This is a genomic window from Microvirga soli (genome assembly GCF_016734765.1).
Lineage (GTDB): Bacteria > Pseudomonadota > Alphaproteobacteria > Rhizobiales > Beijerinckiaceae > Microvirga > Microvirga soli.
In genome coordinates, this window is record NZ_JAERQE010000002.1 from 28,850 (window position 1) to 53,659 (window position 24,810).

Here is a 24,810-nt window from a genome sequence, read left to right on the forward strand (position 1 = left end):
CAGGTCAGCTCATACAGGGTCAATCGCGGCAACTTTGAGGCTCCGGCACCGGAATAGGACCATTGAAGAAAGCCAAGCGAACTTGCCACACCGCAAGGGAGATGCGCGCCATTCACGTACGAAAGTCGCTACGAGAAAGACGCGCTGTATCGTTCGTTTATTTCCTGCCTCGCTCTTGAACGCCGATTGGTCATGCTTAACTGTCAAACAGACCCCTGATCCGGGACCCTCTGACGCAAGAAGCGGTGGCGCTTGCGTGATGTCGGATCGCTTCGATCCGGCTACCGCACAGAGGCAATCATGTTTCAAGAATTCTTGGCTTCCCTCGTCGGCCTGCTGATCGTCGATCCGCTGCAGGCGGAAATGAGCGAGCGTCTGGCGCAGGTGCGTGCGCCTCAGGCCGTGATCGCCGATGTGAGAACCTGCGCCGAGGCCTCGCTGCCGGGGCTCGCGCAACGTGCTATGGCCGAGCCTCTCTGGGTCGTGACCACAGCCCTCAATGTCTGGAACGGCCAGACCCAGCCTGAAAGCATCCTCGGCAACACTCCTCAATGCAATGCAGCGCTCAAATCGGCGCGTGTCTACCTGGAGAGCCGCGGGGCGTGATGCTCATCCCCTGAAGATGGGCAGGTGAGGCCGGGACAGGGCATCCCAGAGGGAGCGCGGGCGCTCCGGATCGAGGAGTTCGTGATCCGCCAGCGCCTTCTCTGCATCGTTGATGGATGGTGGATCGAACGGCCGAAGAGAGCGCCCGGATCCCGAGAGTTCCTCGATTGCTGCAATCAGCGAACCTCGCTCGGCCATGGTGGCCGAGACCTGCTTCGGCGACGTGCCCAAATGCTCTGCCAGCAGCCGAGCCCGAAAGCTCCTGATCGCGTGGGCGATGTGCGTGTCGTCATCCGTCTCGAGAGCGAGGTCGCACTCGGTGTCGTAGCCCATCGAGCGGTTGTTCAGGTTGGATGATCCCACCCGCAGCAGCCGGTCGTCCATGATCATGATCTTGGCGTGAACATAGATCGGCTGCTCGCCCTCGGTGACCGGCGTGTAAACCCGCAGGCGCCCGAAGCGGTCGCGGCGCCGGAGCATGGCCAGGAGACGAGCCCGCGCCGAGCCCATGGCCTCCTCCTCGAGCCAGCCTTCAGCCGATGCAGGGTTGACGATCACGAACTCGGGTCCGTCCGGCTCCTCCAAGCGTCGGGCAATGGCCTCCGCGACGGCACGCGAGGCGAAGTATTGGCTCTCGAAGTAAATGCTTCGGCGCGCGGCTGCGATTGCGGCGAGGTACAGCGCTTCGATCTCGCGCACCTCTGCCTGATTGTCGTAGGCCGGGATGGTCCGGGCGATCGCGACCGCCACATCGGCCATATCGACGGGCAGTCCGTCGGGCCAGGGATCCGAGCCGGCAGGCGGTGGTGTCAGGACTTCTCCCGAGGCTTGCTTCCACCGCTCACGGGCATGATCGCCCAGAGCCTTGGCGGCCGCACCGCTGACGGCCGTGGTGGCGTCATGCCATGGCCCATAGGCACGCCGCGTGAAGGGGCGGCGGCGACGGGGATCGTCATCGCGGTGCTCCGACGTATCCCACCGGTCGCCTGTCATGTCGATGCCGCCGCAGAACGCGACAGCGTCGTCGATCACGACGATCTTGTGGTGGTGCGCCGCCCCGCGCGGATGGACGCCATCCAGCTTGAAGGTGATGCGCTCATGCATGGCCCATTGAGCCACCCGGAAGAGCGTCGTGCCCCGCCACAGGGACTTCACCATGCCGAGGTCCCATTTCAGGATATTGACGTGAAGGTCAGGCTTGGTTTCGACGAGCCATGTCAGGAACGCCCCCAGGTGCTGGGGATGCTCGTCTGTCCCGTCGGTTGGGTCGAGATCGATCCGGGTATCGAAATCCCACCCGATCATGAGAATGGAATGCTGCGCCTTGAGCATGGCCGATTGAGCGGCCCGGAAGTAGTCGGCGGCATCGACGATGAGGGCAACGCGGTCAGCCTGCTCGATCCGCCAGCATGTATGACCGGGCCGCAACACTTGCACCGCTACTCTCTCCATCGCCCCCGCCCGGCACGTTTGGCCGCTCAGAGCGAGCGTGGCCTCCTCAAGGGTATCTTGGCTTTAAACCGGATGCAGTCACCCGAGGTTCCGCAGGCAATCCGTGATCGCGGATGTGAGAACCTGCGCCGAGGCCTCACTGCCGGGGCTGGCCAAGCGCGCCACGGCCGAGCCTCTCTGGGTCGTGACCACAGCTCTCAATGTCTGGACCGGCCAGACCCAGTCTGAGAGCATCATCGGCAACACTCCTCAATGCGATGCTGCGCTCAAATCGGCGCGTGTCTACCTGGAGAGCCGCGGGCGCGAGTGAACAGGTGACAAGTCGATCCCGCGCTCCTGCGGGACCGATGTGAAGGCTAAAGCATCGGACCCAAAAGTGGACTTGCACTTTTGGGACCAATCCGATGCTCTAGGGAAGAGGTCCAGCCGCTTTACCCGAGGCGAGCAGACTACTCGTCAGTGCGCGATTGCCGAACTCCCTTCGCCCGGTAAGGCAGAACTGGCGACTGTTGATGGGATCGGATCCATCTTATGAGCTGATGGACGTGCCACGTGCGTCGGCTCGAAAGCCTGCATGAACTGCGGCCGGTTGCGCAGATCCATCAATCCACGCAGTTCCGTGGCCGGCAAATCCATCGGCTTCGCATCCCGCCAGCGTCTACGAAGCCTAGGCTTCTGTGAGAACAGCCGCCAGGCGCTCTCAACCTCTTCCTCAACCTGTAAAATGATGCGTCCGGAAAAAGATTTCCGAAGATTAAAACGCCCCGTCAGAGCCATTGTTATGTCCTTTGATCTGGATCTTTGACCCAGAAGGACTATTAGCAACATAGTATCGACAAAGCCTTAAGACACAAGGTAAACGCCGCAGATTGGGGCAATATGGCAGACCCCTCTCCCGCTGTTCCGAGACGGCCCCGCAACCCGAGCCCAATCGAACGCTGCTCAAGCCGCATCATTGGCGAGCGTGTACGACGCCGTGTTGCAGGAATCTTGGGATCGCAGAATAATTAAACAGGATCAAAGGCTTGGTGGAGCTGAGGGGAATCGAACCCCTGACCTCTGCAGTGCGATTGCAGCGCTCTCCCATCTGAGCTACAGCCCCGGTCGATTGAATCGAGCCAAGTGGCGCAAGATTTAGGCCCGCTGGCTTTGGTCTGTCAATCGGCCGGAGAGGGGGCTCCAGAACCCCGGGAGCGGCATGGGGCGGCTTGTGAAGCGGTTATGGGTTGTTCAGCCCCGCTTCAATCGTTACATGAGCAGCGCCGATCCCTGACAGGTTTCCCATGCGCGCGCTCCTCAATGTCATTCTGCTGGCTCTCCAGCTCTACACCTACCTCATCATCGCCTCGGCGATCCTGAGCTGGCTGGTGGCCTTCAACGTAGTCAACACCCGCAACGATTTCGTCCGCTCGATCTGGAATTTCCTCGATGCGGTGACCCAGCCTGTACTGCGGCCGATCCGGAACATCCTGCCCAATCTGGGTGGCGTCGACATCTCGCCCATCATCCTGATCCTGCTGATCATTTTCATCCAGAACCTGATCATCGACTACCTGATGCCGATCGCCTTCTAAGGCGGCGGAGTGATGCCCTGGCGCGTCCGGCCCGACGGCCTGGAGGTTCGGGTGCGCGTGACGCCTAAGGGCGGGCGGGATGCCATCGACGGCATCGAGACCCTGTCGGATGGCAGGCCGGTGCTGAAGGTCCGGGTCAGGGCGGTGCCGGAGGACGGGGCGGCGAACGAGGGCGTCCGGCGCCTGCTTGCCAAGGCGCTGAAGCGTCCGGCCTCGGCGGTGAGCCTGGAGGCGGGCGCCACCGCCCGGCTGAAGACCTTTGTGATTTCGGGCGAGGGGAGCGCACTGGCCGAAGCCCTTGCCACTGTTACAGGACAGGGAAGCCCATGAGCGCCACGATCATCGATGGAAAAGCCTATGCAGAAGGCCTGCGTGCCCGCATCGCCCGGGCCGTGAAGACTCTGGCCGGGCAAGGCGTCATGCCGGGCCTTGCGGTGGTGATCGTCGGCGAGGACCCGGCAAGCCAGCTCTATGTGAAGAACAAGGCCCGCCAGACCGTCGAGGTGGGCATGCGCTCCTTCGAGCATGTGCTGCCCGCCTCCACGTCTCAAGCCGAGCTTCTCGACCTCGTCGCCCGGCTCAACGCCGATCCGGCGGTGGACGGCATCCTGGTGCAGCTGCCTCTCCCTAAGCAGATCGATGCCCAGAAGGTGATCGAGGCCATCGACCCTGCCAAGGACGTGGACGGCTTCCACCCGATCAATGCCGGCCGGCTCATGACCGGCGTACCAGGCTTCGTCTCCTGCACGCCCCTGGGATGTCTGCTGCTGGCGCAATCGGTGCGCCGTGATCTCGCCGGGCTCAACGCCGTGGTGATCGGGCGCTCCAACATCGTCGGCAAACCCATGGCGCAGCTGCTCATCGGCCAGAGCTGCACGGTGACGGTGGCTCATTCGAAGACCCGCGACCTGCGCGATGTCTGCCGCAGCGCGGACATTCTCGTAGCCGCTGTCGGCCGGCCCGAAATGGTGCGCGGTGACTGGATCAAGCCCAGCGCCATCGTGATCGATGTGGGCATCAACCGGGTGCCGAACCCGGCTGCCGGCGAGGGCAAGACCCGGGTGGTGGGCGACGTGGCTTACGCGGAAGCGGCCGAAGTCGCTTCCGCCATTACGCCGGTGCCGGGCGGCGTCGGCCCCATGACCATCGCGTGCCTGCTGCGCAACACGCTGGAGGCAGCGTGCCTGCGCCGTGGTCTCACCATGCCGGCGGTGGATTTCGCCGCCTAGCTAATTGGCCGCGAAGCAGTAGAACAGGCCCGCGCCGCCGGTGCCGCGCAAGGCGTCCTGGCTGCAGCCGCCTCGCGTCGCATGCGACGAGTTCCAGGATTTGGCCGGCGGCGACTCGTCGAGACCCTGGCGGTCGTGATGGCCCGTCATGGCGGCGCCTTCGGTACCGCTCTTCGTCCAGTTGCCGCAGGTCATGTCCTCGTTGCCCGCAAAGGCCGTGCCGTCTGGCTGCGATCCGGTGAGGATGTCGTGCTGGTTCGGCTGGTCGCCGCGGCCCTTCACGGGCTCGCCTTTCTCGGTGAGCGCCGTCTGCTTGTTGAGGTTGTTGTTGGGTCCGTGCAGGTCCGCCACGTCCTTGGCGATCACGGTGCCCTTGGCGTTCTGCCAGGGCCCGCGGCCGATGCGGTCCTTGGCGTTGACGCCGTTCGCCCCCTGCGTCGAGAGATAGGCCCGCCACATCTTGCCGCGAATGCCGGCGGCTTCCGCCAGGGTTTCGCAATGCCGGTCGGCGCCATCCAGGCCGCCCAGATCCGCGCCTTTGCCGGATCCCACGCTGGTCACGAAGAAGCTCGTGTCGGCCGGGGCCGTCTGGGCTTGGGCGATGTCTGGTGAGGCCAGGGTCAGAAGGCCGATGAGGCCCAAGAGCGATACGCCGTCCATTCCACGCATTGTTTCCTCCGAAGGATGTGAAGACCCCCGGTCACAATGACACTTCTAATTCAGGAGTCATTCCCTCCTCACGCCGATGTGAGGAGCGGGACACCAAGCCATGAATGCCGCTCCGAGGTCTCCTGCCTCATGCACCCTGCCGCAAATGCTCCACCAGTTGCCTCGCCGAGGGGGCCAGGTCCTTCAGGGCCCGGATGCATAGGGTCAGATCGCGGGTGGCCCAGGGATCTTCCAGGTCGACGGTTCCGATCGCCATGGTGCGGGCGGCGCGGCGCGCCGTGGTCTCCGGCACAATGCCGAGGCCTACCCCCGCTTCCACCATGCGGCAAACCGCATCGAAGCTGCGCAGCTGGACGCGCAGGCGAATGGGCTTGCCGGTGCGGCTGGCCTTGGCGGCGAGGAAGCGCTGGAGGGCGCTCGCCCGATCGAGGCCGACGAAATCGTGCTCCAGCACCTCCGTGAAGGAGATGCCCGGCCGAGCGGCGAGACCATGATCCTGCGGCACCACCAGGACAAAGCGGTCGCTGCGGAACGGATAGGTCTCGAGCTGTCCGGTATCGACAGTGCCGGCCACGATGCCGATGTCGCCTACGCCCTCGGCGATCAGCCCGACGATCTCGTCGCTGAGGCGCTCCTCCAGGTCGATGGAGACCTGCGGGTGCCCGGCGAGAAAGGCGCTCAGCGCCTCGGGCAGGAACTCGGTGAGGGCGTTGGTGTTGGAGAGGATCCTGATCTGGCCGGTGAGGCCGCCGGTATAGGAGCCCAGATCCTCCCGCAGGCGCTCGGCCCCGGCGAGCAGAGTGCGGGCGTGCTGGAGCAGGGTGCGGCCGGCCGGCGTCGGGGTCACGCCCGCCCGGGTGCGCAGGAGGAGGGGAGCCCCGAGGGACTTTTCCATGTTGCGGATGCGCGTGCTGGCGGCGGCCAACGCCAGATGGGCCCGCTCGGCCCCGTGGGTGATGCTGCCGGCCTCCACCACGTGGCGGAAGAGGCTCAGATCGGTCAGGTCGAATTGCATAGGTTTCCTTCGTCATTGGCGAAGGGAGATAAGAATAATTAAAAATTGTCCGTTAAGCGAGGGGCGCTATATCTTCGCGGCTGACGAAGTGTGCGCTTCTGTAGCCTGATTGGGCGGAAGGCGCATTGCGGTGTCGCCGCGCATCTTATACGAACCGTTCCAAACTAGGCGCGACCACCCGTCGCCGATCAGGAGTGAACACCATGGCTGAGGCGAAAGTGGCCCCGAGGCCCTTGTCCCCCCATCTTCAGATTTACCGGTGGAGCTGGACGATGGCGATGTCCGTCGTGCACCGCATCACCGGCGTCGCCCTCTATGGCGGCATTGCTCTCTTCGCCGTCTGGCTCGTGGCGCTCGCCTCTGGGCCTAACGCCTTCGACAATGTGCAGTGGTTCTTCGGCTCGCCGATCGGGTACCTGGTCCTCTTCGGCTATACCTGGATCCTCATGCACCACATGCTGGGCGGCGTGCGCCACCTTGTGTGGGATTTCGGCCATGGCATGGAGGCGGCTCAGCGCATCAACATGGCCCGCTTCACCCTTGTCGGCTCGGTCGCGCTCACGCTGGCGATCTGGGTCGTCGCATTCATCGCGTTCTAAGGAGACCGGACAATGGCCGACAATAGGGCTGACACCCGCGTTTCCATGCGCACCCCGCTCGCCCGCGTGAAGGGCCTCGGCGCCTCCGGGCATGGCGTCGAGCATTGGTGGATCCACCGCATGACGGCGGTATCGAACATCCCGCTCATCATCGCCTTCGTGATCATCGTGGCGGCGCTGGCGGCCTCGCCCTCCTATCAGGACGCGATCGCCATCATCTCGCATCCGCTCGTCGCGATCATCCTGATCCTCGCGGTCATCTCGGTGACGAACCACATGCGCCTCGGCATGCAGATCGTCATCGAGGATTACGTGCACGACAAGGGCCTCAAGATCGCGGCCGTGATCGCGAACAATTTCTATGCCGTGATCATTGGAGTGGCCTGCCTCTACGCCATTCTCAAGGTCAGCCTCGGCCGCATCCTGGTTTAAGGAATTTTTCCATGGCTCAAGCAACGAACGGCGCAGCCATCAACGGCAAGGCCTACAATATCATCGACCATACCTTCGACGTGGTGGTGGTGGGCGCGGGCGGCGCGGGCCTGCGCGCCACCGTCGGCTGCTCACAGGCCGGTCTTCGCACCGCCTGCATCACCAAGGTGTTCCCGACCCGCTCGCACACAGTTGCCGCGCAAGGGGGCATCTCGGCCTCGCTCGGCAACATGGGGCCGGACGATTGGCGCTGGCACATGTACGACACCGTGAAGGGGTCGGATTGGCTCGGCGACCAGGATGCCATCGAGTATCTCGTGCGCAATGCGCCCGCCGCCGTCTATGAGCTGGAGCACTGGGGCGTGCCGTTCTCCCGCACCAGCGAGGGCAAGATCTACCAGCGCCCCTTCGGCGGCATGACCACCGATTTCGGCAAGGGCACCGCCCAGCGCACGTGTGCTGCTGCCGACCGCACGGGCCACGCGATCCTGCACACGCTGTACGGGCAGGCGGTGCGCAACCAGACCAACTTCTTCATCGAGTATTTCGCCCTCGACCTGATGATGGATTCCGACGGCCGCTGCATCGGCGTCGTGGCCCTCAACCAGTCCACCGGCGAGATCCACCGCTTCCGCGCCCACATGACGATCCTGGCGACAGGCGGCTATGGACGCGCGTATTTCTCGGCGACCTCGGCCCATACCTGCACAGGTGACGGCAACGCCATGGTGCTGCGCGCCGGCCTGCCCCTGCAGGACATGGAGTTCGTGCAGTTCCACCCCACCGGCATCTACGGCTCGGGCTGCCTCATCACCGAGGGCGCGCGCGGCGAGGGCGGTTATCTCACGAACTCGGAAGGCGAGCGCTTCATGGAGCGCTATGCGCCTTCCGCCAAGGATCTTGCCTCCCGTGACGTGGTGTCCCGCGCCATGACCATGGAGATCCGCGCCGGCCGCGGCGTGGGCAAGAATAAGGACCACATCTACCTGCACCTCGACCATCTCGACCCGAAGATCCTGCACGAGCGCCTGCCCGGCATTTCGGAGAGCGCCAAGATCTTCGCGGGTGTCGACGTGACCAAGGAGCCGATCCCGGTCCTGCCGACCGTGCACTACAACATGGGCGGCATCCCGACGAACTATCACGGCGAAGTGCTGACGCTCAAAAACGGCAACCCGGACACGGTGGTACCGGGCCTGATGGCGCTCGGCGAAGCAGCCTGCGTGTCCGTGCACGGCGCGAACCGCCTCGGCTCGAACTCGCTCATCGACCTCGTGGTCTTCGGCCGCGCGGCGGGCCTGCGCTGCGCCGAGATCCTGGAGCCGAATGCCCGCCACACGGACCTTCCGAAGAGCGCCGATGAGCTCGCGCTCTCGCGCCTCGACAAGTTCCGCTATGCCAACGGCTCGACCTCGACCGCGGAACTGCGCCTCCAGATGCAGAAGACCATGCAGAACAACTGCGCGGTGTTCCGCACCGGCGAGGTGCTGGAGGAAGGCAAGCAGCTCATCCACCAGGTCTGGTCTGCCGCTGCCGACGTGAAGGTCACGGACCGTTCGCTGATCTGGAACACCGACCTTCTCGAGACGCTGGAGTTCGACAACCTGATCGGACAGGCGGTCGTCACCATGGAAGGCGCGGCCAACCGTCAGGAATCCCGCGGCGCGCATGCCCGCGAGGACTTCTCGGACCGCGACGACAAGAACTGGATGAAGCACACGCTGGCGTGGCTCGACGACACCTCCCACAAGGTGACCCTCGATTACCGCCCGGTGCACACCTACACCATGTCGAACGACATCCAGTACATCGAGCCCAAGGCTCGCGTGTACTAAGGAAGACGAAAAACGATGGCTCAGTTCACGCTTCCCAAGAACTCCCAGTACACCGAAGGCAAGTCCTGGCCGAAGCCGGCCAATGAGGCGAACCTTCAGGCGTTCCGTATCTATCGCTGGAACCCGGATGACGGCGCCAATCCGCGCATCGACACCTATTATGTCGACCGTGACGATTGCGGCCCGATGGTTCTGGACGCGCTGTTGTGGATCAAGAACAACGTCGATTCGACCCTGGTCTTCCGCCGCTCCTGCCGCGAGGGCATCTGCGGGTCCTGCTCCATGAACATCATGGGCAAGAACACGCTGGCCTGCACGCTCGGCATCGACGATTGCGACAGCGACACCATCAAGATCTATCCGCTGCCGCACATGCCGGTGCTCAAAGATCTGGTACCGGACCTCACGAGCTTCTTCGCCCAGCACGCGGCCATCGAGCCCTGGCTGCAGACGCAGACGGCGGAGCCCGAGACCGAGTGGCGCCAGACCCCCGAAGAGCGCTCGAAGCTCGATGGGCTCTACGAGTGCATTCTCTGTGCCTGCTGCACCACCTCGTGCCCGAGCTATTGGTGGAATGGCGACCGGTTCTTGGGGCCGGCTGCCCTGCTCCAGGCCTATCGCTGGCTCATCGACAGCCGCGACGAGTCCACGGGCGAGCGCCTCGACAACCTGCATGATCCGTTCCGGCTCTATCGCTGCCACACGATCATGAACTGCGCGAACACCTGCCCGAAGGGCCTGAACCCGGCCAAGGCCATCGCCGAGATCAAGAAGATGATGATCGCTCGCGCGGTCTGAGGCGTCGTTGGTGACGCCTCCTGGCAACACTTTGATCAAAAGGCGCCTTTGGCGCCTTTTTTTATGATTTGCGATCCCATATGTCGAAACCGGAACAATGTTGGCCTAGGTTCATATTCCTCGGAATAACCTCAAGCCGATAATCAGGCCGTCGTTGAAAACGGCCTCGCATGAGAGGACCAGGATGAAGACTTACCATTGGCTCGCGACGGCCGTGATGTGCTCCGCTCTCGCCCTTGGCGCATGCTCCTCGACCCGTCTCGGCGGGCCGCCGGTGCGCAGCGCGAATGCCGCTCCCATTGTCGATGCACCGCCGGTCGAGGCTGTGCCGTCCGGCCCTGTCGAGGCGACGCCCCTGCCCCCGGTCGCCGGCGCGCCGCTCGCCTCCGATCCCATGGCTCCCCCGGCCGGAGGCACAGACATCGCCGGCTTGCCCCCCGCTCCGCCGCCTCCGACCATTGGCGGACCGGCCCCTGCGCCCGCCGCCGCTTCAGCGCCGACAAGCCGCACCGCGATGGTCGGCAGCTGGAGCGCCCAGACATCCGGCGGCAGCTGCCGCATCCAGCTCTCCAGCTCACCAGCGCTCGACCTCTACCGCGCCTCGGCCTCAGGCTGCTCCAACCAGGACCTGTCCCGGGTCAATGCCTGGGATTATCGCGACGGTGAGGTCTATCTCTACCAGACCGGGGGTGCCGTGGCGGCGCGCCTGCGCGGCTCGTCCGGGTCGCTGAGCGGTGTGCTGGCCAAGTCGGGTGCTCCGCTGTCGCTCTCGCGGTAACGAACAGGTAGCAAGGACCCGCTGACCTTCAGCGAATGAGTCTCCACCGTCATGGCCGGGCTTGTCCCGGCCATCCACGTTTTAGAAGCTTGAAGACGTGGACCCCGGAACAAGTCCGGGGATGACGGAATAGGCTGTCTTTTAAAACGATTGGCTTGAAGGCGTTTGCGCTCAACGCCCTGGAGCGCTATCGATCATCCCGTGAACGACACCTCCTTCTCCTCGCCCCGCTCCATCACGGCCCGCTACAACGCCCTGGTCACGTCCGGCGCCATCGAGCGCGATCCGGCGCAGGTTGCGCTGCTGAAAAGGCTGGAGGCGTTGGCGGAAAGCCTCGCCAATCATCGCCTCGCCCGCAAGCCCAGCGCGCTGGGCTGGCTCTTCGGCAAGAAGAGCAAGGACCACGCGCCGCCCAAGGGGCTCTATGTCTGGGGTTCGGTCGGGCGCGGCAAGACCATGCTCATGGACCTGTTCTTCGAGGCTCTGCCCGTGCGACGCAAGCGCCGAGTCCATTTCCACGCCTTCCTGTCGGACGTGCACGAGCGCATCCACGCCTACCGGCAGAAACTGAAGGCGGGTGAGGTCTCGGGCGACGATCCCATTGCGCCTGTGGCTGAGGCGCTCGCGAACGAGGCCTGGGTGCTTTGCTTCGACGAGTTCACCGTCACCGACATCGCCGACGCCATGATCCTCGGGCGCCTGTTCACGGCGCTCTTCGCCCATGGGGTCGTGGTGGTGGCGACCTCCAACGTCGAACCGGACCGGCTCTACGAGGGCGGCCTCAACCGTTCGCTCTTCCTGCCCTTCATCGGGCTCCTGCAGGAGCGGATGGCCGTGGTGAAGCTCGAGTCCCGCACCGATTTCCGGCTCGAAAAGCTCGCCGGCAGCCCGGTCTTCTACACGCCGGCCGACGAGCAATCCCACGTGGCGCTCACCCGCGCCTTCAGGAGCCTTACGGGCCGGGAGCAGGGTAAGCCAGTGACCCTGACCGTGAAGGGCCACCCGGTGGAGGTGCCCCAGGCCGCGGGCGGCGTGGCGCGCTTCTCCTTCGAGGATCTCTGCTCCAAACCCCTGGGGGCCGCCGATTACTTGGCTGTCGCCGAGGAGTTCCACACGGTCATCCTGGAGAACATCCCCACGATGAGCTTGGAGCGGCGCAACGAGGCTAAGCGCTTCATCATGCTCATCGATGCTCTCTACGATGCCCATGTGAAGCTTCTGGCTTCGGCGCAGGCCGAGGTGCCTGAACTCTATCATGCGGATTCCGGCCGCGAGGCGTTCGAGTTCGACCGCACAGTGTCGCGCCTCATCGAAATGCGCTCCGAGGAATACCTGTCCCTGCCGCACGGCCGCTCGGATTCCGAGGCCTCAGGCGGTTCGGCGGGACTTGCCGAGACATGAAGCGGCCGGCCGGCAGCCTGGGGAAGGGGGCGGAGACCGCTCCGGCCGACACCCGGCTGCTTGCTATTGCCGCCGACCAGCTCAAGGAGTTCGGCCCCAGGCACGTCACCGTGGTGGGCATTGCCGATGCGGCCGGCATGACCCATGCCAACGTCTACCGCTACTTCACCAACAAGGCCGCCCTCATCGACGCGGTTGCCGGCCAATGGCTGCGGCGGATGGAGGCGACGATTGCCGACATCGCGGACTCCCCCGATCCGGCCGACGACAAGCTCGAGCGCCTGATCCAGGCCTGGGCAAGGATCCACCGGGATCTCCTGAAGGAAGACGGTCACCTCTTCGACGTCTATTGCACGGCCACCGAGACCTCGCGTCCTCTCGTGCGCAAGCACCGAGCCCGCATGCGCCAGCTGATTGAGCGGGTTCTGGACGAGGGGATCGTCACGAGCAAGTTCGACCCACGGGATCGGGAGAAAGCCCATGCCTTCATCAGCGATGCGGTCTATCGCTTCATCAACCCGCTGACGGTTCGCCTGGACGCGGAGGTGCCGCAGGACATCCTCGACCAGCGTCTCGCCACCATGATCCGGGTGGTGCTGAGGGCCCTGGCGAACGGCAGCGTCTAGGGTCAGTTACAAATTTCGAAAATTGTAACAGGAAAATTCCGGCAGGCTTACCTCAGCAAGCTCTTGTAAACACGAAGTATTTCCTGATTGTTAAGCTTGAGAACACTTTTCCGGGGTCTCAAAGCCTGGCCTGTTAACCTTTTGATCGCTTGATGGCTGCCCATTTCTGATGTCATACAGCGCCACCTCGCAAAGGCTCATGCCAACAATCCAAGGCAAACCCAAGGACACACTATGGCCCGGAAAAAGATCGCGCTCATCGGTGCAGGCCAGATCGGCGGTACGCTCGCCCATCTCGTAGGCTTGAAGGAACTCGGCGACGTCATTCTCTTCGACATCGCGGAAGGCATCCCCCAGGGCAAAGGTCTCGACATTGCGGAATCCGCGCCGGTCGACGGGTTCGACGCCAAGTACAAGGGCGCGAACGACTACGCCGATATCGCCGGCGCCGACGTGATCATCGTGACCGCCGGCGTGCCGCGCAAGCCCGGCATGAGCCGCGACGACCTGATCGGCATCAACCTGAAGGTCATGGAAGCGGTCGGCGGCGGCATCAAGCAATATGCCCCGAACGCCTTCGTCATCTGCATCACCAACCCGCTCGACGCCATGGTGTGGGCGCTCCAGAAGTTCTCCGGCCTGGCTCCTGAGAAGATCGTCGGCATGGCCGGCGTGCTGGACTCGGCCCGCTTCCGCCACTTCCTGGCTGAGGAGTTCAATGTCTCGGTCGAGGACGTGACCGCCTTCGTGCTCGGCGGTCACGGCGACGACATGGTGCCGCTGGTGCGCTACTCCACGGTCGCCGGCGTACCGCTAACCGACCTCGTGAAGATGGGCTGGACTTCCCAGGAGAAGCTCGACGCCATGGTCGAGCGCACCCGGAAAGGCGGCGGCGAGATCGTCAATCTGCTCAAGACCGGTTCCGCCTTCTACGCGCCGGCCGCTTCCGCCATTGCCATGGCCGAGAGCTACCTCAAGGACAAGAAGCGCGTCCTGCCCTGCGCGGCCTATCTCAATGGCCAATATGGCGTGAAGGACATGTTCGTGGGAGTTCCGATCGTGATCGGCGAGAACGGCGTCGAGCGCATCGTCGAGGTCGAGTTCTCCGGCGAGGAGAAGGCCATGTTCGAGAAGTCGGTGGCGTCCGTGCAGGGTCTCGTCGACGCCTGCAAGCAGATCAACCCGGCTCTCGCTTAAAACAATTTTGCGTCATGGCCGGGCTTTTGTTCCGGCCATCCACGTCTTCAACCGCCGACGCGGAGAGAAACGAATGAACATCCATGAGTATCAAGGCAAAGCGGTCCTGAAGGAGTTCGGTCTGCCCGTCTCCAACGGCCGGGCCATCTTTTCCGCCGACGAGGCTGAGGCTGCAGCAAAGGAACTCGGCGGTCCGCTCTGGGTCGTGAAGTCCCAGATCCATGCCGGCGGCCGCGGCAAAGGCAAGTTCAAGGAAGCGGATGCCGGCGAAAAGGGCGGCGTGCGCCTCGCCAAGTCCGTGGACGAGGTGAAGCAGTTCGCCCAGCAGATGTTGGGCAAGACGCTGGTCACGATCCAAACGGGTGAGGCCGGCAAGCAGGTCAACCGCCTCTACATCGAGGACGGCTCCGACATCGAGAAGGAGTTCTACCTCTCCATGCTCGTCGACCGCGAGACCGGCCGCGTGGCCTTCGTCGTCTCCACCGAAGGCGGCATGGATATCGAGCAGGTCGCTCACGACACCCCTGAGAAGATCCTCACCTTCTCGGTCGATCCGGCGACCGGCGTGATGCCCCATCACGGCCGCACCGTCGCCAAGGCACTCGGCCTGACCGGCCCGCTCGCCAAGGAAGCCGAGGACGTGGTTGCAAAGCTCTACCGGGCCTTCATCGCGAAGGATATGGAGATGCTGGAGATCAACCCGCTCATCGTCACCAAGGACGGGCACCTGAAGTGCCTCGATGCCAAGATCTCCTTCGACGGCAACGCCCTCTACCGTCACCCTGACGTGGTGCAGCTGCGCGACATCACGGAAGAAGACGAGAAGGAAATCGAGGCCTCCAAGTACGACCTCGCCTACATCGCGCTGGACGGCACCATCGGCTGCATGGTCAACGGCGCGGGCCTTGCCATGGCGACGCTCGACATCATCAAGCTCTACGGCGAGGAGCCGGCGAACTTCCTCGATGTCGGCGGCGGCGCCTCGGAAGAGAAGGTGACGGCGGCGTTCAAGATCATCACGGCCGATCCGAACGTGAAGGGCATCCTGGTCAACATCTTCGGCGGCATCATGAAGTGCGACGTCATTGCCCGCGGCGTGATCGCGGCGGTGAAGACGGTCGGCCTGCAGGTTCCGCTGGTGGTGCGCCTCGAGGGCACCAACGTGGAAGAGGGCAAGCAGATCATCCGCGAGTCCGGCCTCAACGTGATCCCGGCGGACGACCTCGACGACGCCGCCCAGAAGATCGTGAACGCCGTGCGCGGCGGAAAGTAAGGTTCGACCCGATGTCCATCCTCATCACCAAAGACACCAAGGTCATCTGCCAGGGCTTCACCGGCAAGAACGGGACCTTCCATTCCGAGCAGGCCATCGCCTACGGCACCAAGATGGTCGGCGGCACCTCGCCGGGCAAAGGCGGCTCCACCCATCTCGGCCTGCCCGTGTTCGACACGGTCATGGAAGCGCGCGAGAAGACCGGGGCCGACGCCTCCGTCGTCTACGTTCCGCCGCCGGGTGCGGCTGACGCCATCTGCGAGGCCATTCAGGCCGAGATCCCGCTCATCGTCTGCATCACGGAAGGTATTCCGGTGCAGGACATGGTGCGCGTGAAGCGCTCGCTCCAAGGCTCCAAGTCGCGCCTCATCGGCCCGAACTGCCCCGGCATCGTCACCGCAGGCGAGTCGAAGATCGGCATCATGCCGGCCAACATCTTCAAGCCGGGTTCCGTCGGCATCGTGTCGCGCTCCGGCACGCTCACCTACGAGGCCGTGTTCCAGACCACCAATGAGGGCCTTGGCCAGACCACCGCGGTCGGCATCGGCGGCGACCCGGTGAAGGGCACCGAGTTCATCGAGATGCTCGACATGTTCCTCTCCGACCCGAAGACCGAGTCGATCGTCATGATCGGCGAGATCGGCGGTTCGGCCGAGGAAGAAGCGGCCGACTTCATCGCCCGCGAGGCCAAGAAGGGCCGCAAGAAGCCGATGGTCGGCTTCATCGCCGGCCGCACGGCGCCTCCCGGACGCCGCATGGGCCATGCCGGCGCCATCATCTCCGGCGGCAAGGGCGGTGCGGAAGACAAGATCGCCGCCATGGAGGCTGCGGGCATCCGCGTGTCGCCGTCGCCGGCCCGCCTCGGCAAGACCCTCGTCGAGGTTCTTAAGGGCAAGTAACCGATAAAGGCCGCCTCGAACCCGGGGCGGCCCACAGTCATTTTTTCAATCGAGTATTGTCATGGCACGCCAAGACGCCAACGAAAAGCTTCTCAATACGGCCTTCCTCTATGGGGCGAACGCACCCTATATCGAGGATCTTCACGCCCGCTACGAGCAGGATCCTTCCTCGGTCGACGCCGAGTGGCAGGCCTTCTTCGGCGCGTTGAAGGACGACAAGCAGGCTGTTGAGAAAGCCGCCAAGGGCCCGTCCTGGGAGAAGGCGAACTGGCCGATCCACGCCAATGGCGATCTCGTCTCGGCGCTCGACGGCAACTGGGCTCAGGTCGAGAAGGCCGTCGGCGACAAGATCAAGGCGAAGGCGCAAACGAAGGGCGCCGAGATCAGCCAAGCCGACGTGCAGCAGGCGACCCGCGATTCCGTGCGCGCCATCATGCTGATCCGCGCCTATCGCGTGCGCGGCCACCTGCACGCCAAGCTCGATCCGCTCAACATCAACCCCCCTCCGAACGATCAGGAACTGCACCCATCCCATTACGGCTTCACGGAAGCCGACTGGGACCGCAAGATCTTCCTCGACAACGTGCTCGGCCTTGAGTTCGGCACGATCCGCGAGATCGTCGCGATCCTGGACCGCACCTATTGCCAGACGCTCGGCGTCGAATTCATGCACATCTCCGATCCGGTCGAGAAGGCCTGGATCCAGGAGCGCATCGAGGGGCCCGACAAGGAGATTACCTTCACCAAGGAAGGCAAGCGCGCCATCCTCAACAAGCTCGTCGAGGCGGAAGGCTTCGAGAAGTTCCTGGATGTCCGCTACACAGGCACCAAGCGCTTCGGCCTGGACGGCGGCGAGTCGCTCATTCCGGCGCTCGAGCAGATCATCAAGCGCGGCGGCAATCTCGGCGTGAAGGAGATTGTGCTCGGCATGGCCCATCGCGGCCGCCTCAACGTGCTGACGCAAGTGATGGGCAAGCCGCACCGGGCGCTGTTCCACGAGTTCAAGGGCGGCTCGTTCGCGCCCGACGACGTGGAAGGCTCGGGCGACGTGAAGTACCATCTCGGCGCCTCGTCGGACCGCACCTTCGACAGCAACAACGTCCACCTGTCGCTCACCGCCAACCCGTCGCACCTGGAAATCGTCAATCCCGTGGTGCTCGGCAAGGTGCGGGCCAAGCAGGATCAGCACGGCTGCACGCCCGACAACCGCACGGCGGTGATGCCTCTCCTCATCCACGGCGACGCGGCCTTCGCCGGCCAGGGCGTGGTGGCGGAATGCTTCGGGCTGTCGGGGCTTCGCGGTCACCGCACCGGCGGTTGGATCTCGTTCATCATCAACAACCAGATCGGCTTCACCACCGATCCGCGCTTCTCGCGCTCCTCGCCCTATCCTTCGGACGTGGCGAAGATGGTCGAGGCGCCGATCTTCCACGTGAACGGCGACGATCCGGAGGCGGTGGTCTTCGCCGCCAAGGTCGCGACCGAGTACCGGCAGAAGTTCCAGAAGCCTGTCGTCATCGACATGTTCTGCTACCGTCGCTTCGGCCACAACGAGGGCGACGAGCCGGCCTTCACACAGCCGCTCATGTACCGCAAGATCCGGTCGCATCCGGCCATCGTGGAGCTCTATTCCAAGAAGCTCCTTGCTGAGGGCGTCATCACCGAGGCCGAGCTCGAGGAGATGAAGTCGACCTGGCGCTCGAAGCTCGACGCCGAGTTCGACATCGCGTCGAACTACAAGCCCAACAAGGCCGACTGGCTCGATGGACGCTGGTCGGGACTCAAGGCCGTGCGCGAGGATCAGGACGATCCGCGCCGCGGGCAGACCGGCGTGTCGACCGAGACCCTGCAGCAGATCGGCCGGGCGCTGACCACCATTCCGGAGGGCTTCCACCTCCACCGCACGATCCAGCGCTTCCTCGACAACCGCAAGAAGATGCTGGAAACGGGCGAGGGCTTCGACTGGGCCATGGCCGAGGCGCTTGCCTTCGGCTCGCTCCTGTTGGAGGGCCACCGCGTGCGCCTCTCCGGCCAGGACGTGGAGCGCGGCACCTTCTCGCAGCGCCACTCGGTTCTCACCGACCAGGAGAACGAGGAGCGCTACACCAACCTCAACCACATCAGCGAGAATCAGGGCCGCTACGAGGTCATCAACTCGATGCTCTCGGAAGAGGCGGTGCTCGGCTTCGAGTACGGCTACACGCTCTCCGAGCCGAATGCCCTGACCCTGTGGGAAGGCCAGTTCGGCGACTTCGCCAATGGCGCGCAGGTGGTGTTCGACCAGTTCGTGTCGTCGGGCGAGCGCAAGTGGCTGCGCATGTCGGGCCTCGTCTGCTTGCTGCCGCACGGCTATGAGGGCCAGGGCCCGGAGCACTCCTCCGCCCGTCTCGAGCGCTTCCTCCAGATGTGCGCCGAGGACAACATGCAGGTGAGCTACTGCTCCACGCCGTCGAACTACTTCCACGTCCTGCGCCGGCAGCTGAAGCGCGACTTCCGCAAGCCGCTGATCCTGATGACGCCGAAGTCGCTGCTGCGCCACAAGCGCTGCACGTCGGCCCTCTCGGACATCTCGGAGGGAACGTATTTCCACCGGGTGCTGCAGGACGATGCTCAGACCGGGCGCGACGTTACCAAGCTGGTGAAGGACGACAAGATCCGGCGCGTGGTGATCTGCACGGGCAAGGTCTATTACGACCTGCTCGAGGAGCGCGAGAAGCGGGGCATCGACGATGTCTATCTGCTGCGCGTCGAGCAGCTCTACCCGTTCCCGGCGAAGTCGCTCGCGGCCGAGATCGCCCGCTTCAAGAAGGCCGACGTGGTGTGGTGCCAGGAAGAGCCCAAGAACATGGGCTCCTGGATGTTCGTAGAGCCCTACCTCGAGTGGGTGCTCAAGACGGCCGGCTCCAAGGTGGATCGTCCCCGCTATGTAGGCCGCCCCGCTTCTGCTGCCACCGCCACCGGCCTCATGTCCAAGCATCAGGCCCAGCTGCAGGCCTTCCTCGACGAGGCTTTCGCGGCTTAAAGCCCGCGGGAGCACTCATCCGATTCCGAGGGGCTGGGCAACCGGCTCCGCAAAGACCCGAAGACGATCATGGCAACCGAAATCCGCGTACCCACCCTTGGCGAATCCGTATCAGAGGCCACCATCGGCCGCTGGTTCAAGAAGCCCGGCGATCCCGTGAAGGCCGATGAGCCCGTGCTCGAGCTGGAGACTGACAAGGTCACCCTCGAGGTCAACGCGCCCACGAGCGGCACGCTGGGCGACATCATCGCCAAGGACGGCGAGACGGTGAGCCCCGGTGCGGTGCTCGGCTCCATCGTCGACGGCGGCGCGGCGGCGGCTCCTGCTGCTGCTCCGAAGGCTGAAGCCTCCAAGGCTGCTCCGGCTCCCGCTGCAGCGCCTGCACCAGTTGCCGCCGCTCCCGGCGCCGCCCAGGATCACGGCCCGGCCGTGGCTCGTCTTGCTGCAGAGAGCGGCGTGAGCCCGGTCAATGTCGGTGGCACCGGTAAGGATGGTCGCGTGACCAAGGGCGACATGCTCGCGGCCATTGCCACGGGCGGCGCCCAGGCTGCCGCGCCGAGCGCCCCGGTTCAGGTGCGTGCGCCTTCCGCACCGAGCGACGCAGAGCGCGAAGAACGTGTGAAGATGACGAAGCTGCGCCAGACCATCGCGCGCCGCCTCAAGGATGCCCAGAACTCTGCCGCCATGCTCACCACGTTCAACGACGTGGACATGAGCGCAGTGATGAACATGCGCAGCCAGTACAAGGACGTGTTCGAGAAGAAGCACGGCACCAAGCTCGGCTTCATGGGCTTCTTCACCAAGGCGGTGATTCAGGCCCTCAGGGACGTGCCGGCGGTCAACGCCGAGATCGACGGCCAGGATCTCGTCTACAAGAACTACTATCACATCGGCATCGCGGTCGGCACCGAGAAAGGCCTCGTGGTGCCTGTGGTGCGCGACGCGGACGATCTCTCCGTCGCCGGCATCGAGAAGAAGATCGCCGATTTCGGCAAGCGCGCCCGTGACGGCAAGCTCTCCATCGACGAGATGCAGGGCGGCACCTTCACCATCACCAACGGCGGCATCTACGGATCGCTCATGTCGACACCGATCCTCAACGCGCCGCAATCGGGCATTCTCGGCATGCACCGCATCGAGGACCGTCCGGTGGTGCGCAACGGCCAAGTGGTCGTGCGCCCGATGATGTATCTCGCGCTCTCCTACGATCACCGCATCGTCGACGGCAAGGAAGCCGTGACCTTCCTCGTGAGGGTCAAGGAAGCCCTAGAGGATCCGGCGCGCCTCGTGCTCGACCTGTAAGTTTTCAACATTCCTGTCATGGCCGGCCCTGTGCCGGCCATCTCGATCGGAGAGGCAATACGCTTCACCGTATCGGGATCACCGGCACAAGGCCGGTGATGACGAAGCGAGGGTAAATCAATGTCCTACGATGTCATCGTCATCGGCACCGGCCCCGGCGGCTACGTGGCCGCCATTCGCGCCGCGCAGCTCGGCCTCAAGACGGCCGTGGTGGAAAAGCGCAAGACCCATGGCGGCACCTGCCTCAATGTGGGGTGCATTCCGTCCAAGGCCCTGCTGCATGCCTCGCACATGTTCCATGATTCGCAGCATTTCGCCGACATGGGTATCGGCGTGAGCGCCCCGACTCTCGATCTCAAGAAGATGCTCGAGTTCAAGCAGGAAGGCGTCGACGGCAACACCAAGGGCGTCGAGTTCCTGCTCAAGAAGAACAAGATCGATGCTTTCATCGGCACCGCGCGCATCGCGGCTGCCGGCCAGGTCGAGGTGACGGCCGAGGACGGCTCGAACCAGATCCTCGAGACGAAGAACATCGTCATCGCCACCGGCTCCGACGTGACCCGCCTGCCGGGCATCGAGATCGACGAGAAGGTGGTGGTGTCCTCCACCGGCGCGCTCGATCTGGAGACCGTGCCGAAGCGCCTCGTGGTGATCGGCGCCGGCGTGATCGGCTTGGAGCTCGGCTCCGTGTGGTGCCGCCTCGGTTCCGAGGTGACGGTCGTGGAATATCTCGACCGCATCCTGCCCGGCATGGATGGCGAGGTGGCCAAGAACTTCCAGCGCATCCTCAGCAAGCAGGGTTTTGCGTTCAAGCTCGGCGCCAAGGTGACCAAGGTCGAGCGGACCGGCAACGGCGCGACGCTCACCGTCGAGCCAGCCGCCGGCGGATCGCCTGAGACGCTTCAAGCCGATGTGGTGCTCGTGGCCGTCGGTCGCGTGCCCTATACGCAGGGGCTCGGTCTCGACAAGGTGGGCGTCCAGCTCGACAACCGCGGCCGCATCCAGACCGACGCGCATTTCTCCACCAACGTCACCGGCATCTATGCCATCGGCGACGTGATCGCCGGCCCCATGCTCGCTCACAAGGCCGAGGATGAGGGTGTGGCCGTGGCCGAGATCATCGCCGGCAAGGCGGGCCACGTGAACTACGACGTGATCCCGAGCGTGGTCTACACGTTCCCCGAGGTCGCCTCCGTGGGCAAGACCGAAGAGGAACTGAAGGCCGCAGGTGTCGCCTACAACACGGGCAAGTTCCCCTTCACGGCCAATGGCCGCGCCAAGGTGAACCGCACGACGGACGGCTTCGTGAAGATCCTGGCCGATGCCGCGACCGACAAAGTGCTCGGCGTGCACATCGTCGGCGCTGAAGCCGGCAACCTCATCCACGAGGCGGCGATCGCCATGGAGTTCGGGGCATCAAGCGAGGACATGGCCCGCACCTGCCATGCGCATCCGACCCTTGCGGAGGCTGTGAAGGAAGCCGCGTTGGCGGTGGAGAAGCGCGCCATTCACATGTAATATGGATTCATGGCAAAGCTCCACTTCATCTACTCGGTGATGAATGCAGGCAAGACGACCCATCTCCTGCAGGTTCGTTACAATTACATCGAGAATGGCGGCAACGTGCTGCTGTTCACCAGCCTGATCGACGACCGGTTCGGCGTCGGCAAGGTGAAGTCGCGCATCGGCCTTGAGGCCGATGCGATTCCCTTGCGCAAGAGCGACGATATCGCGGCCACCGTGGCGGCCGAGCATGCCAAGAAGCCCGTCACGGTGGTGCTGATCGACGAGGTCCAGTTCATGACCGCCGATCAGGTCCGCCAGCTCGCCTGGATCGTCGACGAGCTGAACGTGCCCGTCATGGCCTACGGCCTGAAGAACAACGTCTACGGCACGCTGTTCAGCGACGCGATCATCGCCATGATGGCGCTGGCGCAGGATTTCCAGGAAATCAAGCAGCTCTGCCATTGCGGCCGCAAGGCCACGATGATCCTGAAATACGACCGCAACGGCGAAGCCGTGCGCTCCGGCGAGGTGGTCGAGATCGGCGGCGAAGGCCGTTACGTCTCCGTCTGCCGCCCGCATTGGACGGCGGGCGATATCGGCCCCGCCGCGCGGCAGCTGCTGGCCGAAACAGTCGTGGCGGCAGAATAGCCACCATCGTCATCCCGGACGGAGCGGAGCGAAGATCCGGGATCGCGTAAACCAGCTAGCACTGTCATCCCGGGGCCGCGTAGGGGAGCCCGGGATTCATAACCGCTGACGGTGTAGAGTGTGGCGTGACGCTGTTCGCCCTTCTTAAAACGTCGTGTTTATGGATCCCCGCCTGCGCGGGGATGACAGTGTTGAGGTTCCAGTGTCCGGTTCTGCATACGATCCCGGATCGCTTGCAGCGCGTCCGGAATGACACTCAAGAGCTATTTCACCCTCGCCCTCGGATGCGCCGCATTGAACGCGTCCATCAGGCGGGCTGCATCCACTTTCGTGTAGAGTTGCGTGGTCGAGAGCGAGGCGTGGCCTAAAAGCTCCTGGATGCCGCGCAGGTCACCGCCCTTGGCGAGCAAGTGCGTGGCGAAGGAATGGCGGAGCGCATGCGGCGTGGCGCTGTCGGGGAGGCCTAAGGCGCCGCGCAGCTCTTCCACAGCAAGCTGAATGATCCGGGGCGAGAGCGGTCCGCCGCGTGCGCCGACGAAGAGCGGCCCCTCAGGCGGGATCGCATAGGGGCAGAGCGCCAGATATTCCTCCACGGCCCGCTGAATCGGCGGAATCACCGGCACGCTGCGCATCTTAGCCCCTTTGCCGGTGACCGTGATGGCGTCGAGCCCGTTCACGGGCGCGTCCCGGCGTTGCAGGCCGAGCGCTTCGGAAATACGCAGGCCCGCCCCATAGAGCAGCGACAGCACGGCAGCATCCCGCGCCAGGATCCAGGGCTTGCGGTTCTCGGACGCCCGCGTCTGCGCCTCCGTCACGGCCACCGCAGATGAAGCGGAGAGGGGGCGCGGCAGGTTCTTCTCCACCTTGGGCGTGCGGATCGCCGCAAAGGCCGAGGCGGTGCCGTGGCCCTCCCGCTCCAGATGCCGGGCGAAGGAGCGAAGCGCCGCAAGCTGGCGCATGAGCGAGCGGCTGCCCACCGAATCCATGCGCCGGGCGGCCAGGAATGCGCGGATGTCGAGAGGCTTCAGGCCCAGGATGCCCTTCACGTTCGGCGGCTCGCCGAGATGGTTCGTCAGAAAGGCCAGGAACTGGCGCAGGTCTCGGGTATAAGCCTCGACGGTCTTGGCCGAGAGTCGCCGCTCTTTGGCCAGCGACGCAAGCCACACCATCGCCTCCCGGCGGGTGTCGTCTGCACCGGGGAGCACGAGGTTGAGGATTGAGGATGGAGTCTTTGCGTCAGCCACTATCCGACTATCTGTTCACGACCTTGCCAAAAGGTGAAGTTGAAGGGTTATTGGGGCTCACAGAACACTAGGGATGAGTCGTGTGAGCCAGAACAGGAACGTCGTTCCGGGAACAGAGGGATACAGCGCACAGGCTGGCAGCCTTGTTGATTCGTATGAGAGCGTTGTCTTCGATGAGCTTTACCGTCCGCTTCTTGAGCTTCTGCCGACTGGAGGGAAGGCCCTTGACGTCGGCGCCGGCACGGGCCGAGATGCGGCTGCCCTGGCCCAACGGGACTTTCAGGTTCATGCGGTTGAGCCGACCGCCGAGCTGCGCTCGCATGCGCAGCGTCTTCATCCCGATGCAAATATCGTCTGGGTCGACGATTCTCTGCCGGATCTGGCGCAGGTCCATGCCAGCGGCGAACGCTTCGATCTCATCCTGATGACGGCCGTCTGGATGCATCTCGATGAGAGCGATCGCGCCCGTGCCCTGCCGCAGGTGGCGGGACTTCTCGCTTCTTCGGGCCGTGTCTTCATGACCGTCCGTAAAGGGCCGGTGCCCACTGGGCGAAGAATGTTCGAGGTGCCCATCGATCCGCTTGTATCGCAGGCGCAGTCCCTCGGCCTTACGCTCCTTCGTCAACACGAATTTGCCGATATGCTTGGCCGCAGGGATGTGAGCTGGAGCATGCTTGCTTTCGAGAAGGAAAATCGGGTCTAAGC

General features: G+C 64.2%; 25 protein-coding genes and 1 tRNA gene. 20 read left to right on the plus strand and 6 right to left on the minus strand.

Translation table 11 applies throughout. The features are described 5' to 3' along the window. Positions 1 to 300: 300 nt before the first annotated feature. Positions 301 to 606, plus strand: coding sequence for a hypothetical protein (locus tag JKL45_RS01940; protein WP_201859430.1), 306 nt, complete (start codon positions 301 to 303; stop codon positions 604 to 606). A gap of 3 nt (positions 607 to 609) precedes the next feature. Here the strand turns inward: JKL45_RS01940 and JKL45_RS01945 are convergent, their stop codons facing one another. Then, positions 610 to 2,043: a phospholipase D-like domain-containing protein gene (locus JKL45_RS01945; protein WP_312896897.1), complete on the minus strand. Its 1,434-nt coding sequence runs from the start codon at positions 2,041 to 2,043 to the stop codon at positions 610 to 612. 118 nt (positions 2,044 to 2,161) lie between these two features. Between JKL45_RS01945 and JKL45_RS01950 the strand changes: the two genes are divergently transcribed. Next, positions 2,162 to 2,368, plus strand: a complete 207-nt coding sequence (locus JKL45_RS01950; RefSeq protein WP_201859432.1) for a hypothetical protein — start codon at positions 2,162 to 2,164, stop codon at positions 2,366 to 2,368. Between the two features lie 146 nt (positions 2,369 to 2,514). On the opposite strand, the gene JKL45_RS01955 is transcribed toward JKL45_RS01950, so the two are convergent. Both JKL45_RS01955 and JKL45_RS01960 read right to left on the minus strand, forming a co-directional pair. Continuing rightward, positions 2,515 to 2,835 carry a hypothetical protein gene (locus JKL45_RS01955; protein ID WP_201859433.1) on the minus strand — a complete coding sequence of 107 codons (321 nt, stop codon included), beginning with the start codon at positions 2,833 to 2,835 and terminating at the stop codon, positions 2,515 to 2,517. A 249-nt stretch (positions 2,836 to 3,084) separates the two neighbouring features. Continuing rightward, positions 3,085 to 3,160 (minus strand) — tRNA-Ala (locus tag JKL45_RS01960). Positions 3,161 to 3,341: 181 nt separating this feature from the next. Between JKL45_RS01960 and JKL45_RS01965 the strand changes: the two genes are divergently transcribed. The 3 genes from JKL45_RS01965 to folD are packed head-to-tail and all read left to right on the plus strand — an operon-like array spanning position 3,342 to position 4,861. Beyond that, positions 3,342 to 3,632: a YggT family protein gene (locus JKL45_RS01965; RefSeq protein ID WP_036358112.1), complete on the plus strand. Its 291-nt coding sequence runs from the start codon at positions 3,342 to 3,344 to the stop codon at positions 3,630 to 3,632. Between the two features lie 12 nt (positions 3,633 to 3,644). Beyond that, positions 3,645 to 3,962: a DUF167 family protein gene (locus tag JKL45_RS01970; RefSeq protein ID WP_201859434.1), complete on the plus strand. Its 318-nt coding sequence runs from the start codon at positions 3,645 to 3,647 to the stop codon at positions 3,960 to 3,962. Further along, positions 3,959 to 4,861: a bifunctional methylenetetrahydrofolate dehydrogenase/methenyltetrahydrofolate cyclohydrolase FolD gene (folD, locus tag JKL45_RS01975; RefSeq protein ID WP_201859435.1), complete on the plus strand. Its 903-nt coding sequence runs from the start codon at positions 3,959 to 3,961 to the stop codon at positions 4,859 to 4,861. Before JKL45_RS01970 ends, folD begins: the two co-directional genes overlap by 4 nt. Here the strand turns inward: folD and JKL45_RS01980 are convergent, their stop codons facing one another. Together JKL45_RS01980 and JKL45_RS01985 are read right to left on the minus strand one after the other, a co-directional pair. After that, a complete protein-coding gene (locus JKL45_RS01980) occupies positions 4,862 to 5,521 on the minus strand; it encodes a hypothetical protein (protein WP_376770996.1) in 660 nt (219 codons plus the stop codon). A gap of 136 nt (positions 5,522 to 5,657) precedes the next feature. Then, entirely contained in the window at positions 5,658 to 6,545 is an 888-nt protein-coding gene (locus JKL45_RS01985) for a LysR family transcriptional regulator (protein WP_201859437.1), read from the minus strand. Between the two features lie 203 nt (positions 6,546 to 6,748). Between JKL45_RS01985 and sdhC the strand changes: the two genes are divergently transcribed. From sdhC to JKL45_RS02055, 14 genes are all read left to right on the plus strand, one after another. After that, a complete protein-coding gene (gene sdhC / locus JKL45_RS01990) occupies positions 6,749 to 7,144 on the plus strand; it encodes a succinate dehydrogenase, cytochrome b556 subunit (protein WP_201859438.1) in 396 nt (131 codons plus the stop codon). A gap of 12 nt (positions 7,145 to 7,156) precedes the next feature. Then, a complete protein-coding gene (sdhD, locus tag JKL45_RS01995) occupies positions 7,157 to 7,576 on the plus strand; it encodes a succinate dehydrogenase, hydrophobic membrane anchor protein (RefSeq protein WP_201859439.1) in 420 nt (139 codons plus the stop codon). A gap of 11 nt (positions 7,577 to 7,587) precedes the next feature. Then, positions 7,588 to 9,411, plus strand: coding sequence for a succinate dehydrogenase flavoprotein subunit (gene sdhA, locus JKL45_RS02000; protein WP_201859440.1), 1,824 nt, complete (start codon positions 7,588 to 7,590; stop codon positions 9,409 to 9,411). 15 nt (positions 9,412 to 9,426) lie between these two features. Next, on the plus strand, positions 9,427 to 10,209 hold the full coding sequence (locus JKL45_RS02005) for a succinate dehydrogenase iron-sulfur subunit (protein ID WP_201859441.1): 783 nt from the start codon (positions 9,427 to 9,429) through the stop codon (positions 10,207 to 10,209). A gap of 184 nt (positions 10,210 to 10,393) precedes the next feature. Then, positions 10,394 to 10,987, plus strand: a complete 594-nt coding sequence (locus JKL45_RS02010) for an AprI/Inh family metalloprotease inhibitor (protein WP_201859442.1) — start codon at positions 10,394 to 10,396, stop codon at positions 10,985 to 10,987. Positions 10,988 to 11,188: 201 nt separating this feature from the next. Next, positions 11,189 to 12,388, plus strand: coding sequence for a cell division protein ZapE (gene zapE, locus JKL45_RS02015; protein WP_201859443.1), 1,200 nt, complete (start codon positions 11,189 to 11,191; stop codon positions 12,386 to 12,388). After that, the gene (locus JKL45_RS02020; protein ID WP_201859444.1) at positions 12,385 to 13,014 is read left to right on the plus strand and encodes a TetR/AcrR family transcriptional regulator; all 630 of its coding nucleotides are present in this window, start codon (positions 12,385 to 12,387) and stop codon (positions 13,012 to 13,014) included. The genes zapE and JKL45_RS02020 overlap by 4 nt, the downstream gene beginning before the upstream one ends. A gap of 234 nt (positions 13,015 to 13,248) precedes the next feature. Further along, entirely contained in the window at positions 13,249 to 14,211 is a 963-nt protein-coding gene (gene mdh, locus JKL45_RS02025) for a malate dehydrogenase (protein ID WP_201859445.1), read from the plus strand. A gap of 73 nt (positions 14,212 to 14,284) precedes the next feature. Next, positions 14,285 to 15,484: an ADP-forming succinate--CoA ligase subunit beta gene (sucC, locus tag JKL45_RS02030; RefSeq protein ID WP_201859446.1), complete on the plus strand. Its 1,200-nt coding sequence runs from the start codon at positions 14,285 to 14,287 to the stop codon at positions 15,482 to 15,484. 11 nt (positions 15,485 to 15,495) lie between these two features. After that, positions 15,496 to 16,383, plus strand: coding sequence for a succinate--CoA ligase subunit alpha (gene sucD / locus JKL45_RS02035; RefSeq protein ID WP_201859447.1), 888 nt, complete (start codon positions 15,496 to 15,498; stop codon positions 16,381 to 16,383). Between the two features lie 61 nt (positions 16,384 to 16,444). After that, positions 16,445 to 19,405 (plus strand): 2-oxoglutarate dehydrogenase E1 component, encoded by a 2,961-nt coding sequence (locus tag JKL45_RS02040; RefSeq protein ID WP_201859448.1) that lies wholly within the window; start codon positions 16,445 to 16,447, stop codon positions 19,403 to 19,405. Positions 19,406 to 19,474: 69 nt separating this feature from the next. After that, the gene (gene odhB / locus JKL45_RS02045; protein ID WP_201859449.1) at positions 19,475 to 20,707 is read left to right on the plus strand and encodes a 2-oxoglutarate dehydrogenase complex dihydrolipoyllysine-residue succinyltransferase; all 1,233 of its coding nucleotides are present in this window, start codon (positions 19,475 to 19,477) and stop codon (positions 20,705 to 20,707) included. 120 nt (positions 20,708 to 20,827) lie between these two features. Then, positions 20,828 to 22,225, plus strand: coding sequence for a dihydrolipoyl dehydrogenase (gene lpdA / locus JKL45_RS02050; RefSeq protein ID WP_201859450.1), 1,398 nt, complete (start codon positions 20,828 to 20,830; stop codon positions 22,223 to 22,225). 9 nt (positions 22,226 to 22,234) lie between these two features. Further along, positions 22,235 to 22,861 carry a thymidine kinase gene (locus JKL45_RS02055; RefSeq protein WP_201859451.1) on the plus strand — a complete coding sequence of 209 codons (627 nt, stop codon included), beginning with the start codon at positions 22,235 to 22,237 and terminating at the stop codon, positions 22,859 to 22,861. 263 nt (positions 22,862 to 23,124) lie between these two features. Here the strand turns inward: JKL45_RS02055 and JKL45_RS02060 are convergent, their stop codons facing one another. Next, positions 23,125 to 24,030: a tyrosine recombinase XerC gene (locus JKL45_RS02060; RefSeq protein ID WP_210345652.1), complete on the minus strand. Its 906-nt coding sequence runs from the start codon at positions 24,028 to 24,030 to the stop codon at positions 23,125 to 23,127. Between the two features lie 157 nt (positions 24,031 to 24,187). Here JKL45_RS02060 and JKL45_RS02065 point away from each other — a divergent pair, with 157 nt between their 5' ends. After that, on the plus strand, positions 24,188 to 24,808 hold the full coding sequence (locus JKL45_RS02065) for a class I SAM-dependent methyltransferase (protein ID WP_312896898.1): 621 nt from the start codon (positions 24,188 to 24,190) through the stop codon (positions 24,806 to 24,808). The last annotated feature ends 2 nt before the right edge of the window (positions 24,809 to 24,810 follow it).

Coding starts and splice junctions, on each gene's coding strand:
- folD (WP_201859435.1), top strand. CDS start 3,959: ATGAGCGCCACGATCATCGATGGAAAAGCCTATGCAGAAGGCCTGCGT.
- JKL45_RS01985 (WP_201859437.1), bottom strand. CDS start 6,545: ATGCAATTCGACCTGACCGATCTGAGCCTCTTCCGCCACGTGGTGGAG.
- sdhC (WP_201859438.1), top strand. CDS start 6,749: ATGGCTGAGGCGAAAGTGGCCCCGAGGCCCTTGTCCCCCCATCTTCAG.
- JKL45_RS02055 (WP_201859451.1), top strand. CDS start 22,235: ATGGCAAAGCTCCACTTCATCTACTCGGTGATGAATGCAGGCAAGACG.
- mdh (WP_201859445.1), top strand. CDS start 13,249: ATGGCCCGGAAAAAGATCGCGCTCATCGGTGCAGGCCAGATCGGCGGT.
- odhB (WP_201859449.1), top strand. CDS start 19,475: ATGGCAACCGAAATCCGCGTACCCACCCTTGGCGAATCCGTATCAGAG.
- JKL45_RS02020 (WP_201859444.1), top strand. CDS start 12,385: ATGAAGCGGCCGGCCGGCAGCCTGGGGAAGGGGGCGGAGACCGCTCCG.
- sucC (WP_201859446.1), top strand. CDS start 14,285: ATGAACATCCATGAGTATCAAGGCAAAGCGGTCCTGAAGGAGTTCGGT.
- sucD (WP_201859447.1), top strand. CDS start 15,496: ATGTCCATCCTCATCACCAAAGACACCAAGGTCATCTGCCAGGGCTTC.
- sdhD (WP_201859439.1), top strand. CDS start 7,157: ATGGCCGACAATAGGGCTGACACCCGCGTTTCCATGCGCACCCCGCTC.
- JKL45_RS01940 (WP_201859430.1), top strand. CDS start 301: ATGTTTCAAGAATTCTTGGCTTCCCTCGTCGGCCTGCTGATCGTCGAT.
- JKL45_RS02040 (WP_201859448.1), top strand. CDS start 16,445: ATGGCACGCCAAGACGCCAACGAAAAGCTTCTCAATACGGCCTTCCTC.
- JKL45_RS02005 (WP_201859441.1), top strand. CDS start 9,427: ATGGCTCAGTTCACGCTTCCCAAGAACTCCCAGTACACCGAAGGCAAG.
- JKL45_RS02060 (WP_210345652.1), bottom strand. CDS start 24,030: ATGGTGTGGCTTGCGTCGCTGGCCAAAGAGCGGCGACTCTCGGCCAAG.
- JKL45_RS02010 (WP_201859442.1), top strand. CDS start 10,394: ATGAAGACTTACCATTGGCTCGCGACGGCCGTGATGTGCTCCGCTCTC.
- JKL45_RS01955 (WP_201859433.1), bottom strand. CDS start 2,835: ATGGCTCTGACGGGGCGTTTTAATCTTCGGAAATCTTTTTCCGGACGC.
- JKL45_RS01965 (WP_036358112.1), top strand. CDS start 3,342: ATGCGCGCGCTCCTCAATGTCATTCTGCTGGCTCTCCAGCTCTACACC.
- JKL45_RS01970 (WP_201859434.1), top strand. CDS start 3,645: ATGCCCTGGCGCGTCCGGCCCGACGGCCTGGAGGTTCGGGTGCGCGTG.
- JKL45_RS01980 (WP_376770996.1), bottom strand. CDS start 5,521: ATGGACGGCGTATCGCTCTTGGGCCTCATCGGCCTTCTGACCCTGGCC.
- lpdA (WP_201859450.1), top strand. CDS start 20,828: ATGTCCTACGATGTCATCGTCATCGGCACCGGCCCCGGCGGCTACGTG.
- sdhA (WP_201859440.1), top strand. CDS start 7,588: ATGGCTCAAGCAACGAACGGCGCAGCCATCAACGGCAAGGCCTACAAT.